This window comes from Parapedomonas caeni (assembly GCF_041060555.1).
Lineage (GTDB): Bacteria > Pseudomonadota > Alphaproteobacteria > Sphingomonadales > Sphingomonadaceae > CAUJIW01.
This window is the reverse complement of record NZ_JBEUDS010000001.1, coordinates 253,485-267,653: the sequence shown is the minus strand read 5'-3', so window position 1 is coordinate 267,653 and position 14,169 is coordinate 253,485. Positions and strand designations below refer to the sequence as shown.

Below are 14,169 nucleotides of genomic sequence, written 5' to 3'. Positions count from 1 at the left end.
ATCATGATGAACTCTCTGCGCTTCGACCACGGCGAAACCATCGATATGCTGCGCGAAAGCGTCGCGGCGTTCGCGGCGGCCGAAATCGCGCCGCGCGCGGCCGAAATCGATGCCACCAACACCTTCCCGCGTGACCTGTGGCCGAAGCTTGGCGCACTGGGCCTGCATGGCATCACGGTGAGCGAGGCCGACGGCGGCTCGGGTCTGGGCTACCTCGCCCACTGCATCGCGGTGGAGGAAATCAGCCGCGCCTCCGCCTCCATCGGCCTGTCCTACGGCGCCCATTCCAATCTCTGCATCAACCAGATCAAGCGCTGGGGCACGCCGGCCCAGAAAGCGAAATACCTCCCCAAGCTGATTTCCGGCGACCATGTGGGCTCGCTCGCCATGTCCGAGCCCGGCGCCGGTTCCGACGTGGTGTCGATGAAGCTGCGGGCGGAAAAGCGCAACGACCGCTATGTGCTCAACGGCAACAAGATGTGGATCACCAACGGTCCGCACGCCGATACGCTGGTGGTCTATGCCAAGACCGACCCCGCCGCCGGCCCGCGCGGCATGACCGCTTTCCTGATCGAGCGCGGCTTCAAGGGCTTCTCCACCGCCCAGAAGCTCGACAAGCTCGGCATGCGCGGCTCCGACACCTGCGAACTGGTGTTCGAAGACTGCGAGGTGCCCTACGAAAATGTCCTCGGCGAGGAAGGCAAGGGCGTCAATGTGCTGATGTCCGGCCTCGACTATGAGCGCGTGGTGCTGGCCGGCGGGCCGCTGGGCATCATGGCGGCGGCGCTGGACGTGGTGCTGCCCTATGTCCACGAGCGCGAGCAGTTCGGCCAGCCGATCGGCACCTTCCAGCTGATGCAGGGCAAGCTCGCCGACATGTACACCACCTTCAACGCCTGCCGGGCCTACACCTACGCCGTGGCCCAGGCCTGCGACCGCGGCGAGACCACCCGCAAGGACGCCGCCGGCTGCATTCTCTATGCCGCGGAAAAAGCCACCCAGGTGGCGCTGGACGCCATCCAGTGCCTGGGCGGCAACGGCTACATCAACGAGTATCCGACGGGCCGCCTGCTGCGCGACGCCAAGCTCTACGAGATCGGCGCCGGCACCTCGGAAATCCGTCGGTTCCTCATCGGCCGCGAGCTGTTCGCCGAGACGGCCTGAGCGGCGGACGCGCGGGTGACGGCAGACGCGATCGCCACTCCGGCAGGGACCGGCGGCGTGCTGGGTGCGATCCTTGCCGGCGGGCAGTCGCGCCGTTTCGGCAGCGACAAGGCGGCGGCGCCCTATGGCGAGACGACACTGATCGACCATGTGGCGCGACTGCTGGCACCCCAGGTCAAGGCGCTGGTGGTCACGGGCGGCGCGGCGCGCCCGGGGCTGGAGGTCGTCGCCGACCGCCCGGCGCCGGACCTCGGCCCGCTGGGCGGCCTCAACGCCGCGCTGCACGCCGCCCTGGCACGCGGTCTGCCCTGGGTCGTCATGGTGCCGTGTGACGCCGCCACCTTCCCCGCCGATCTCGTGACCCGGCTGTCTGCCGGCCTCGGCGACGCGCCGGCGGCACTGGCCCGTACCGCCACGCGCGGCCATCCGACACTGTCACTGTGGTCATCCGCGCTGGCGCCACGACTGGACGCTTTCATCGCCGATGCCCGCACGCCCCGTGATCGCAGCGTGCGGCGCTGGGCCGACAGCATCGGCGGGGTGACGGTCGAGTTCGCCGACGGCGCAATCGCCAACGTCAACACACCGGCCGATCTCTCCGGCCTTGAACCACCGCGCTGAGGCGCCTCCCCCGGACACGCCTCAGGCGCCGTGCCCGGCCCACCAGCGCCGATAGCTCGCCGCCGCCGACAGCAGGTATGCCAGCTTGTCCTGCCCCAACCTCGTCATCCAGTAAGCGGCGATCTCCGCCCCGGCGCGCACGAACGGCGGCCGGTGAGGCGCCACCCGCCGCGCGACGGCATAGGCATTGAGGGCGTTTTCGCGCAACTGGCGGTGATAGGCGGCATCCAGCGGCTTCCACTGCATGTCACCCTCGGGCAACGGCTGGGTCGGCTGGACGTGCCCGGCATAGGCCTGCCACGCCACCGAGCGGATGACCGGCGGGAAGCGGTCCATCCACTGGTCATAGAGCTTGTGGCCCACGCAGTCATCAAGCGGAAAGCGCTGAAACGCCGCCACCAGCTCGGCATCGAACAGCGGCAGCAGATATTCAAACCGCCGCACATCGATATTCTCGTAATGCTCGGCGACCTGATGGCGTTCCTGCGTCGTCAGCAGGAACCAGTGCAACGCCCGCCCGGCATCGCGGCCGCGATAGCGTTGCAGCTCGGCCGTCAACGCCTGCTGGAAATGATCGGTGAAGCGTGTGCGCTCCGTCGCCGACAGCAGCGCGCCGCGCAGCACGACGAACTTGCGCTTCAGGTGAATCCGCGCCGCCTCCGCCGCGTTGCCTGCCCGCAGCGCCGCGAGAATCTCCGGGGTCGAGTTGACATAACCCAGGCACACGCTGCCGCCATCACCCGCCCACACCACGCCGGGGCGCGCGCCCGGCAGGTCGCGGAACGTGATCTCGCGGTCGAGATACTCCTTCACGTGATGGCCGATGTCGTAGGGAATCGGTCGCGGCACCGGCTCGGCGTGATGGTCCGCGCCGACGGCCGCCGCGTAGAGACCGGCAATGCGAGCATCCAGCGAACGATCATAGGTGAAGGTGAGCGTCCTGAGCTTGAGGCCGCGCCGCGCCAGATCGGTGACGATGGTGCGCGAATCCAGCCCGCCGCTCATCATCGCCCGTGCCGCCGTGTCCTGCTTGAGCCGCAGCGCAATGGCTTGCTGGAAAGTCTGGTACAGCGTGTCGACAGCCTCCGGCGTTACCGCCTGATCGTCGGCCAGCCTGTCCCATTCGAAATAGGGCTCGACGCGGACGCCGACGGCATCCGCCACCACCGCCTCGCCGCCACGCACCATGCGCACACAGGCATAAGGCGTGCGATCCCCCAGCGCGAACCCCATCGACACCTGTTCGTGCAACGCCGCGTGATCGACCGCCTTGGGAACCACGTCGAGTGCCTCGATGATGCGCAGCGCCGTGGCGAACACCACCAGGTCACCAACCGCCGCCCAGTAGAGCGAGCGCACGCCAACCCGGTCGGTGATCAGGCACAGCCGTTTGCCGGGCCGGTCATGGAAAGCGGCGGCAAACGTGCCGCGGGTCTGGCTGAACGCCGAGAGATCGCCCGCCAGCCAGCCCTGCCACAGGGCTACCAGATCCTGCTGGCGCGGCGTGCCTACCACCGGCGACAGCAAGGGTTCGCCCACCGCGACGGCGGTGCCGCGCGCATCGTCGGCCAGCGCCGGGCCGTCGAACAGGCCGATGTCGAGCTTGGCCAGCGCCAGCCCCGGCGCCTCGACAAGCTGCGGCCGGTCGCCAGGGTGGCGTGACAGCGCCGCGCCCAGCGCCTGGACATGCCGAGGTGCGATTGCCGCTCCCGAACGATCGAAGATGCCTGCGAATACCGTCATTTATCTGAAACCATCCACATAATGCTGCCGCGTCTGCCTTCTAGAGCCCGCAACGTGGCAGTCAATCAACTGGCATGACGATGCCGTTCCGGCAACGTGTTCATCCTCAGCGTTCCGAGAACGCGGTGTCGAGCGCGTTGGTCACCGGACGCACCAGATAGGCCAGCAGCGATTTCTCGCCGGTCTTGATGTCGGCGACCAGTGTCATGCCGGGACTCAGCACGTTGCCAGCCTCCCTGCTCCCCACATAGGCGCGCTCCAGCTTCACCCGCGCCTTGAAATAGGGCTTCCCCTGCTCGTCGAGAAAGGACGAGGCGGACACAAAGTCTACCGTGCCCCGCACGCCGCCGTAGCGGCCGAAGTCATAGGTCGCGACCTTGACCAGCGCCGGACTGCCCGCCTGCACATGACCGATGTCGGCCGGAGACACCCGCACCTCCGCCATCACCGCGTCCTCGTAGGGCACGATCTCGGCAACCATCGAACCAGGCGGGATCACCGCACCCGCCGACGTCACCTGCAACCCCTTCACGGTGCCATCAACCGGCGCCACCACCATCAGCCGGCGGACCTTGTCTTCCAGCCGCTTCAACTGCTCCGTCGCCTCGGCGAGCTGCACCGTCACCTGTCCCAGTTCCTGCAGCGCGTTCTCCTTCAGCCGGGCCGCCACCTCCTGGCGGCCGCCGGTAGCACCGCTGACGGACGCCCGGGCCCGCTTCTGCTGGCTGCGCACATCAGCCAGCTCCCCCTGCAACCGGGAAACGTCGCGCTCCGAGCGCAGGTAGGTAAGGCGCGATGTCAGGCCCTTGTCGAGCAGCTTGCGACGTGCGCCCAACTCCTCCTCGGCCAGTTCCAGTTCACGGGCCAGCGCCTTCTCCCGCGCCGCGAGGCTGCCCTCGTCATAGCGGCTCTCGCTCACCTTGCTGCCGGCGACCGCGAGCTGCACGCGCCTGTTCTCCATCTGCATCGACCACAGCGCATGCTGGTCCTGCTTCAGGTGATCAAACCCGGTGATGCGCGGGTCGAAGCGCGGCTCGCGGTCGAGCGCGAAGGCCCGCAGCCGCTCGGCCTGGAACGACAGCGCCGCGTGTCGGGCACGAATCTGGTCAAGATCGGCCGCGAACTGGGCGTCATCGAGCACGATCAACGGATCCCCCTGTTTCACCGTCTGCCCCTCGCGCACCCGCACCTCGGCGACAATACCGCCCTCCAGGTGCTGCACCGGACGCACGAACGACTGCGGCAGGATCTGGCCCGGCGCCGCCGCCAGCTCGTCAAGACTGATCACCGCCGACCAGCCGACAAAGCCCGCCGCCACGGCGGCGATGGCGCCGATGGTCCAGCGCATGACACGCGGCGGCGCCGCCTCCTCCAGCATGATCGAACGCGACAGCAGGCGCGACGGCGCCTTGCCGATACCCGAGGCTCTCGCCACCAGATCGGGCAACGCCGAAAACAGCCGGCGCGACGGGTTGGTGAACGTCGCGGATGCGGTGGACGCGGTCGTCATGCCGCCTGCTCCTTCATGGATTGCGAGAGTACATCGTCAGGGCGGCCGATCGCCGCCACCTGGCCGCGCGCCATCAGCACCGCGCGATCGGCCATGCGGATGTGACTGGGGCGGTGCGAGACCATCAGCACCGTCACTCGCCCCTTCAGGCGCTCCAGCAGCTTCATGAAGGCGCGATCGCCTTCCTCGTCGAGCCCCTGGGCCGGTTCGTCGAGCAACAGCAGACGCGAGCCCTTCACCAGTGCGCGCGCGATCGACAGCGCCTGGAGAAAGCCGCTGTTGAACTGGGCGACGGTGTGGTCACCCAGCCGCGTATCGAAACCGCGCGGCAGACTCTGGATACGTTCCAGGATGCCCGCCTCGGCACAGGCACGATGCAGATCCTCGTCGCTGGCGGTGGGATCAGCCAGCCGCAGGTTCTGGGCGATGGTGCCATGGAACAGGCGCACGGCCTGCGGCACATAGCCGATCATCTGGCGCAGCTCGATGGGGTTGAGCTGCCGCATGTCGACGCCATCGAGCAAGATCTGGCCGGCCTGACAGCGATCCATGCCGATCAGCATGTTGAGGAGGGTCGACTTGCCGGCGCCATTGCCGCCGATGATGGCCACCAGCTCACCGGGTTCCGCCTTCAGGCTGACACCCAGCAACGACGGATCGACGGCACCGCGATAGCGGAAGCTGACACGCTGGAACTCGACGCCGCCATAGAGATTTCGCTGCACGCGCCGGTTACGCCGCTGCGGTTTGGGCTCGGTTGGCATCCGCATCAGCTGGTTGACCTGACGCACCGCGATCTTGATTTGCTCGATACGGCTCAGCGTCAGGAACAGGCTCTGCAACGGCGACAGAATCCGCCAGATGATCGCCATCACCGCCACCAGCGCGCCGACGCTCATCTGCTGGTCAACCACCTGGACGACGCCAAGCGCCATGGTGATAATGCCGGCAGCCAGCATGATGAGGTGGCCCAGCGTCTGCAGCAGCGTCGACAACTGGTTGAGGCGGAACTGCGACCAGGCGCCCTCCGCCGACAGCACACGGAACCGCTCCAGCCACAAGGCTTCGGCCGACATCTGTTTGATCGCCCGCATGTTGCCCAGCAGATCGAGCATGAAACCGTGGCGCCGGGCGCGGATGCGCGAGGACGCCTGCACCGCCTTTTTCAGCACCGGCGCCAATGCCATGCCGACCAGCAGATAGGCCACCGCCAGCCCGACCGGCACCCAGGCCAGCGGGCCACCCAGCCACCACACGACGCCGATGAAGCCAAGCAGGAAGGGGGCATCGAACACCAGTGTCGCCAGCGGACCGGTGAAGATCTCCCGTAATGAATCGAACTCCCGCAGCCGCGAGGCCTGGGCGCCGATCGGCACCGATTCCGTCAGCGCCGGCGGCAATCCCAGAATCTGCCCGAAGGCCCCGGTGGTCACCGCATAATCGATGCGCGCGCCAATATAGGCCACCATCCGCGCCCGCACCCCGCGCAGCACCGCCTCGACGCCGATCAGCGCCAGCACGCCGGCCGCCAGATAGGCCAGCGTACCGAGATTCTGGGTCGGAATCACCTTGTCATAGAGCGTCATCACATACAGCGGCACTGCCAGCCCGATGGCGTTGAGCATGGCGGTGGCCAGAAACATCAGCGCGAAAAGGCGCCGGAAGCGCCATAGCAGACCGCCGATCCAGTTCTGCTGCTGTGCCACCGGCTCCTCGTCGCTGGCGCTGGCTGGCATCAACGCATGGACGATGCCGTTCAGCAGCGCCGGCGCATATTCGGCCTCCTGCCGGCTGTCACCGTCGAACACCCGCCAGGCCCCGTCCCCTGCCCGGTCGAGCACCACCAGCGGCGCGCCTTCGTCACGGACCAGCAGCGCCGGCAGCAGACGCGGATCGAGGCGTCCATGATGTACCGCCGCCGTGCGGGTCTCGATGCCCAGTTGCGCGAGAATGTTGAGGATGTCGGTGAGGTCGAGGTCGGACGTGAAATGCGGCAGTGCCTCGCCGAGATCGCGCGCCGCACCACGCCAGCCCGCAGCCGACAGCAGGGTCAGCAGGCAGGCGGCATAGGGTGACGTCGCCTCGAACGCGCCGACGTTGCCGCCGCGCAGCGCCCCGGCAAGCTGATCCTCGCCCGCCGAGAACAACGCCTGCCCCCCACCGAAGGCGTCCGCCAGCTCAGCCGCCAGTTTGCGCGCCCCGTGCGGGGACGCGTCGGTGAAAATGTCGCGCACGCCGCTCATGCCGTCACCGCCGGGGTCATGGCGGCAGGCGTCGCCGGCACTTCCACCAGCGTCCCGCCCTGAAGGGTATAACGACGGTCGGCCAGTGCCAGCAGTGAGGGACGGAAGCTCACCAGCACGATGCCGGTGGTTTCTCGATAACGCATCAGCACGGCCTTCAATCGCTCGTCGGCCCCGCGATCGAACGCGGCGTTGGCCTCATCAAACAGAATGAAACGCGGGCCGCCCACCAGCGCCCGCACCATGGCGATGGCCTGCACGCAACCGCCCGGCAACGCACCGCCCGCCCCCTCGCCCACCGGAGTCTCGAAGCCCCCCGGCAGTGCCGCGAACACCCGGTCGAGACCGAAGGCCGCCGCAAGTTCCAGCGCCTCATCCAGATGTCTGTCGCTGTCGAAGCGGGTCAGATTGTCGAGTACCGTGCCCTGGAACAGATATCCGCGCTGCGGCAGATAGGCGATCTGGTCACGCACGCTGTCGGCCGAGAGGTCGTGGATCGACCGACCGTCGACCAGCACCTCGCCCGCGCGCGGGCGCAGGCCACCCATCATCATCCACAGCAGCGACGACTTCCCGGCGCCATTATGGCCGGTGATGGCGACGATCTCGCCGCGCCGGACGCTCAGGTTGACGTCACGGAACAGGGGTTCGCCGTCCGCGTCGTAGCCGAAGGTCGCGCCGCGCATCTCCAGTGTCTCCAGCGGCGGCGCCTCGGCGGCATTCTCCGCGCGCTCCGCCGGCAGGCTGTTGAGTTTCTGGAAGCGCTGCTCCGCCAGCCGGATCGACTGGAAACGCGTCCATTGCGCCATCGCCCGCAGCACCGGCTGCATTGCACGGCCGGCCAGCAATGTACTGGCCACCAGCTGCCCCACGGTCAGCGTGCCGGCGATCACCATCATGCTGCCGATGGACGCAACGGCGATGGTGGTGATCTGCGAGAAACTGGCGCCGATGCCCACCGCGATCGCGCTGGCGATATTGACCCGCCAGCCAATGGTGGCGGCATTACCCATCAGGCGTTCGTAACGACGCGCCATCTGGTTCTCCATCGCCAGGCCCTTGACGGTATGCAGCCCCGCCAGCGTCTCGACGATGAAATTATAACGCCGGTCATCCAGTTCACCGCGCTCGACGATTGCCTTGTGCAGCGAAACGCCGGCCGCCCAGGCGAGAACGCCGAACACCAGCATCAGCGCCAGCGGAACCAGCGCCAGCGGGCCACCGATGACGGCCAGCAAGCCAATGAACATCAGGGCGAATGGCATATCCACCAGCGTCAGGCCGACCTGACTGGTGTAGAAATCGCGCAACGGCTCGATGCTGGCCAGCCGGTCCATGTGCACCCCAACCGGCGTCGCCTCCACCGTTGCGACATCGGCATGCAGCAGGCGCTTCACCGACCGCACCGAGGCGGCATGTTCAAAACGCGCGCCTTCCCAGCCGGCGATGTGCGCGCGCGCCTGACGCAGCGGACCGTCGAACAGCAGCGCCACCCACAGCCCCAGCACCAGCAACGCCAGCGTCGGGAAGGCCGCGTGGGGAATGATCCGATCATAGACGTGGAGCATGGCGACGGGCAGCGCCAGAGCGGTGAAATTGAGCAAGGCGGAAGCCACCAGCACATCCCGATGCAGCAGCGGGGCATGTTCCAGGCGCCGCCACAACTGGCGCAACCGGCTGGCAAGCGGTACGGCGACCACTGGCTCCTGGGTCGCAACATCCATTTCGACAGGTTTCGACATGCTCGGCGCGGCCCCTCTTTCCACGCGCCGCCACGGTAAGGATCGCCGCTTACTCATTGGTTAAGACGCGGAAAAGCATGTTCGCGCGCCGGATGCTTGACACCGTCTTAACCACACCCGTGAACCGCCGGCTAAACCCTGGCCGTTATCCTCCGATGCCACGCACGAGGGGTTTCATGCGTGACGGGCGGCTGAACGGGCAGCCCGGAGAGGGGCAGAATGACCGGTAAAACGCCGGGCGCCGGTGCGCCACCGACATCCGAGGCTGGAGACGACGGTCTCCAGCAGCTGTTCGCCTTTTCGTCTGCCGCGCCGGCGGAGCCCCGGCGCGACCCCGCCGCTATCACCACTCCCGACAATCGCGATGGCTCGACTCCGGGCATTGGACCCGCCGCGGTCGACGGCACTGGCGCACTGGGCGCGCATGCCGGCCTGTCCGCCACGCCGACGCCAGTCGAACCGGGCCTTGCCGCGCCTTCTCCCTCGCCTCACGCCCTTGCCGGCCAGAGCGATTCCACTGTTGCCGATGCGCGCACCGGGCACGAGCGGTCCGGCTTGGCGGCGACACTCGACAGCGAGGCCATGCCAGGCCACACCGGCACCGGCCAGTCACCGACGCTGGAGTCCCACGCACACGGCGCAGCAGGTCTGCCCGCCAGCGCCAGCGGTACCAACCTGTTCACGCCCACCGCGATCACCGCGCCGACCATCGCCGGATCGGACACGCCCGCGCCGGTCAGCGAGCCGGAGGCCCCGGTCGAGCCGGCACCGCCGGTTGATGCCGCACCGGATGAGGTTGCACCGGTCAGCGAACCGGAAGCGCCGGCCGAGCCGGAAGCCCCGGTTGAGGCCGCGCCGGATGAGGCGGAGCCGGTCACGGAACCGGAGGCGCCGGCGGAACCGGAACCCCCGGTCGAGGCCGTGCCGGACGACGCCGCACCGGTGAGCGAGCCGGAGGCCCCCACCGAGCCGGCACCGCCGGTTGATGCCGCACCGGATGAGGTTGCACCGGTCAGCGAGTCGGAAGCGCCGGCCGACGCCGCGCCGGATGAGGCGGAGCCAGTCACCGAACCTGACGCGCCGGCCGAGCCGGCACCGCCGGTTGACGTTGCGCCGGACGACACCGCACCGGTGAGCGAGCCGGAGGCCCCCACCGAGCCGGCACCGCCGGTTGATGCCGCACCGGATGAGGTTGCACCGGTCACCGAACCTGACGCGCCGGCGGAACCGGCACCGCCGGTTGACGTTGCGCCGGATGAGGCGGAGCCGGTCGCCGAGCCTGACGCGCCGGCGGAACCGGAACCCCCGGTTGACGCCGCGCCGGATGAGGCGGAGCCGGTCACGGAACCGGAGGCGCCGGCGGAACCGGAACCCCCGGTCGAGGCCGTGCCGGACGACGCTGCGCCAGTCAGTGAGCCGGAGGCCCCCGCCGAGCCGGCACCGCCGGTTGATGCCGCGCCTGACGACACCGCGCCGGATGAGGCGGAGCCAGTCACCGAACCTGACGCGCCGGCGGAACCGGAAGCCCCGGTTGACGCCGCGCCGGATGAGGCGGAGCCGGTCGCCGAGCCTGACGCGCCAGCCGAGCCGGCACCGCCGGTTGACGTTGCGCCGGACGACACCGCACCGGTGAGCGAGCCGGAGGCCCCCACCGAGCCGGAAGCCCCGGTTGACGCCGCGCCGGATGAGGCGGAGCCAGTCACCGAACCTGACGCGCCGGCCGAGCCGGCACCGCCGGTTGACGTTGCGCCGGACGACACCGCACCGGTGAGCGAGCCGGAAGCGCCGGTCGACCCGGCACCGCCGGTCGAGGCCGCACCGGATGAGGCCGCGCCGGTCACCGAACCTGACGCGCCGACGGAACCGGAAGCCCCGGTCGAGGCCGCGCCGGACGAGGCGGAGCCGGTCGCCGAGCCTGACGCGCCGGCGGAGCCGGAAGCCCCGGTCGACGCCGCGCCGGATGAGGCGGAGCCGGTCAGCGAACCGGAAGCGCCGACGGAACCGGAAGCGCCGGTTGATGCCGCGCCGGATGAGGCGGAGCCAGTCACCGAACCTGACGCGCCGGCCGAGCCGGCACCGCCGGTTGACGTTGCGCCGGACGACACCGCACCGGTGAGCGAGCCGGAAGCCCCGGTCGACCCGGCACCGCCGGTTGACGTTGCGCCGGACGACGCTGCGCCGGTGAGCGAGTCGGAAGCGCCGGTCGACCCGGCACCGCCGGTTGACGTTGCGCCGGATGAGGCGGAGCCGGTCGCCGAGCCTGACGCGCCGGCGGAACCGGAAGCCCCGGTCGACGCCGCACCGGATGAGGCGGAGCCAGTCACCGAACCTGACGCGCCGGCGGGACCGGAAGCCCCGGTCGAGGCCGCGCCGGATGAGGCGGAGCCGGTCACGGAACCGGAGGCGCCGGCGGAACCGGAACCCCCGGTCGACGCCGCACCGGACGACGCTGCGCCGGTGAGCGAGCCGGAGGCCCCCGTCGAGCCGGCACCGCCGGTCGAGGCCGCGCCGGACGAGGCCGGGCCGGTGAGCGAACCTGACGCGCCGGCCGAGCCGGCACCGCCGGTTGACGTTGCGCCGGACGACACCGCACCGGTGAGCGAGCCGGAAGCGCCGGTTGACGCCGCGCCGGATGAGGCGGAGCCGGTCACCGAACCTGACGCGCCGGCGGAACCGGAAGCGCCGGTCGAGGCCGCGCCGGATGAGGCCGCGCCGGTCACCGAACCTGACGCGCCGACGGAACCGGCAGCCCCGGTCGAGGCCGCGCCGGATGAGGCGGAGCCAGTCACCGAACCGGAGGCGCCGGCGGAGCCGGAAGCCCCGGCCGACGCCGCGCCGGATGAGGCGGAGCCAGTCACCGAACCTGACGCGCCGGCAGAACCGGAAGCCCCGGTCGAGGCCGCGCCGGATGAGGCGGAGCCAGTCACCGAACCTGACGCGCCAGCCGAGCCGGCACCGCCGGTTGACGTTGCGCCGGACGACACCGCACCGGTGAGCGAGCCGGAGGCCCCCACCGAGCCGGAAGCGCCGGTCGAGGCCGCGCCGGATGAGGCGGAGCCGGTCACGGAACCGGAGGCGCCAGCGGAGCCGGAAGCCCCGGTCGACGCCGCGCCGGATGAGGCGGAGCCAGTTACGGAACCGCAAGCGCCCGCCGAAAGCGAAATCATCGTGCGCGTCGCTGGCCACCACTATCAGGGCGCGCCGGTAATGACCGTGTTCGTCGACGGCCAGCAGGTGCACAGCGAGGCGATCAGCGCCGACCATCGCCAAGGCCAGTGGCAGGACGTCATCATCCGTGGCGACTTCGGCGCCGACGGCCCCGGCAAGGTCGAGATCCGCTTCGGCAACGACGCCTATGGCGGCACCAGCGACACCGACCGCAACCTGGTGGTCGACAAGATCACCATCAACGGCACCAGCTTCGAGGCCGAGGACGCCAGCTACGTCCGCAGCAGCGACACCATCGCCGGCCGCGAGGTGATGGCCTGGAACGGCACGCTGGTGTTCGATACCAGCGACGCCCCCGGCCCGCTCACCGCCAGCCCGGCCGGACCGGAGGCCCAGCCCGAACCGCCGGTCGCTGCCGCGCCCGACGAACCTGAGCCTGTCACTGAACCGGAAGCGCCGGCAGAGCCCGAGCCGCCGGTCGAGGCCGCGCCCGACGCGGCCGAACCGGTGACAGAGCCCGAAGCCGCGGCGGAACCAGCGGCGTCCGGGCAACTCCCCGCCGCGCCCAACGACCAGCATCATGCCCCAAAGCATGCCGACAATGACCGCGATCAACGGGGCGACCGCGATCAACGTGGTCGTGCCCACCGTGACGATGAGTCACCGGATCGCCATCCAGACGAGTCCTATCGCCGGCAGGATCGGCATGAAAATGAGCCTGAGCGATCCCGCCCGGACGACAGGCAGGATCGGGAAAAACCGGACAGGGATCATCCTTCCCGCCAGCAGCAGACTGACGGTCCCGGCTGGAGCAGTGGCGATCCGGTGTCACGGGGCAAGGACGCGAACGCGGAGACACGTGACCGTCACGACAAGGATCACGGCGACAATGGAAAAGCCGGTGATGACCGGGACAACGCGCCCCTCGGCGCGGATGACGCCCACGATCATCATAAGGCGCGGGCCGACAATGCCGCCGGCAAGACCCTGACAGGCGACTGGCGGGACGAGACAATCACCGGCGGCTCGGGCGACGATACCATCACGGGCGGAGGCGGCAACGACACCCTGAATGGTGGCGCCGGCGACGACCAGATCAAGGGCAGCTACGGCAGTGACAGCATCGATGGTGGTGCCGGCAACGACATCATCGTCGGCGGTGGCGGTCATGACGTGCTCGATGGCGGCGCCGGCAATGATCACATCACCGGAGGCTACGGCAACGACAAGATCACCGGTGGTGCGGGCAACGACATCATCGTCGGTGGTGGTGGCAACGACCAGCTCGATGGCGGCGCCGGCAATGATCACATCACCGGAGGCTACGGCAACGACAAGATCACCGGTGGCGCCGGCAACGACATCATCGTCGGTGGTGGTGGCAACGACCAGCTCGATGGCGGCGCCGGCAACGACCAGCTCACCGGCGACTACGGCAATGACACGCTGCTTGGCGGCAGTGGCAACGACGTGCTCGGCGGCGCGGGCGGCAATGACCAGCTTGATGGTGGCGCCGGCGACGACATCCTGATCGGCGGCAACGGCAATGACATGCTGACAGGCGGGGCCGGCGATGATCTGTTCATCTTCGGCGCCAACGAATACGGCCGGGATAGCGTCGATGGCGGCCAGGGCTGGCTCGATACCATCGAGATTCAGGGCGCCGGCGCGCCTTCAGCCGAAGGCAGCTGGCTTGTGCTGCTGGAGGACGGCACGCAGCTCACCGGCAAGGGCGACAGCGGTGAGCTTGACCTGGCGCGGGACAGCGCTGGCACCATCATCTTCGACAACGGGCACGAAATCGCCTTCGAGGGCATCGAACGCATACAGTGGGGCAGCTAGACTGAGGTCGCTGGACCGGGGTCGCCCCAGGCTGACACGACCGGACACAGGAAATGCACTCAACCTATTGAAATCAGCCCGCTTCATGGTCGGGATGACTAAACGGCCATGGCCAGCGCCATCGGCGCTGATGAAC

General features: G+C 69.1%; 7 protein-coding genes. 3 read left to right on the top strand and 4 right to left on the bottom strand.

What is annotated here, in order from left to right; genetic code table 11:
* Nucleotides 1–6 precede the first annotated feature (6 nt).
* Nucleotides 7–1,164 (top strand): isovaleryl-CoA dehydrogenase, encoded by a 1,158-nt coding sequence (locus ABU113_RS01035; RefSeq protein ID WP_454557723.1) that lies wholly within the window; start codon nt 7–9, stop codon nt 1,162–1,164.
* A 15-nt stretch (nt 1,165–1,179) separates the two neighbouring features.
* The gene (gene mobA, locus ABU113_RS01030) at nt 1,180–1,785 is read left to right on the top strand and encodes a molybdenum cofactor guanylyltransferase (protein ID WP_454557606.1); all 606 of its coding nucleotides are present in this window, start codon (nt 1,180–1,182) and stop codon (nt 1,783–1,785) included.
* 21 nt (nt 1,786–1,806) lie between these two features.
* Here mobA and ABU113_RS01025 read toward each other — a convergent pair whose 3' ends face one another.
* The 4 genes from ABU113_RS01025 to ABU113_RS01010 all read right to left on the bottom strand — a co-directional run bounded on the left by ABU113_RS01025 (nt 1,807) and on the right by ABU113_RS01010 (nt 9,005).
* Entirely contained in the window at nt 1,807–3,528 is a 1,722-nt protein-coding gene (locus ABU113_RS01025) for an asparagine synthase-related protein (protein ID WP_454557605.1), read from the bottom strand.
* 106 nt (nt 3,529–3,634) lie between these two features.
* Nucleotides 3,635–5,038, bottom strand: a complete 1,404-nt coding sequence (locus ABU113_RS01020; RefSeq protein ID WP_454557604.1) for an HlyD family type I secretion periplasmic adaptor subunit — start codon at nt 5,036–5,038, stop codon at nt 3,635–3,637.
* Nucleotides 5,035–7,281, bottom strand: a complete 2,247-nt coding sequence (locus ABU113_RS01015; protein WP_454557603.1) for a peptidase domain-containing ABC transporter — start codon at nt 7,279–7,281, stop codon at nt 5,035–5,037. The genes ABU113_RS01020 and ABU113_RS01015 overlap by 4 nt, the downstream gene beginning before the upstream one ends.
* Nucleotides 7,278–9,005 (bottom strand): peptidase domain-containing ABC transporter, encoded by a 1,728-nt coding sequence (locus ABU113_RS01010; protein WP_454557602.1) that lies wholly within the window; start codon nt 9,003–9,005, stop codon nt 7,278–7,280. Before ABU113_RS01010 ends, ABU113_RS01015 begins: the two co-directional genes overlap by 4 nt.
* A 237-nt stretch (nt 9,006–9,242) precedes the next feature.
* On the opposite strand from ABU113_RS01010, the gene ABU113_RS01005 reads away from it, so the two are divergent.
* Nucleotides 9,243–14,033 (top strand): carbohydrate-binding domain-containing protein, encoded by a 4,791-nt coding sequence (locus ABU113_RS01005; protein ID WP_454557601.1) that lies wholly within the window; start codon nt 9,243–9,245, stop codon nt 14,031–14,033.
* Nucleotides 14,034–14,169 lie beyond the last annotated feature (136 nt).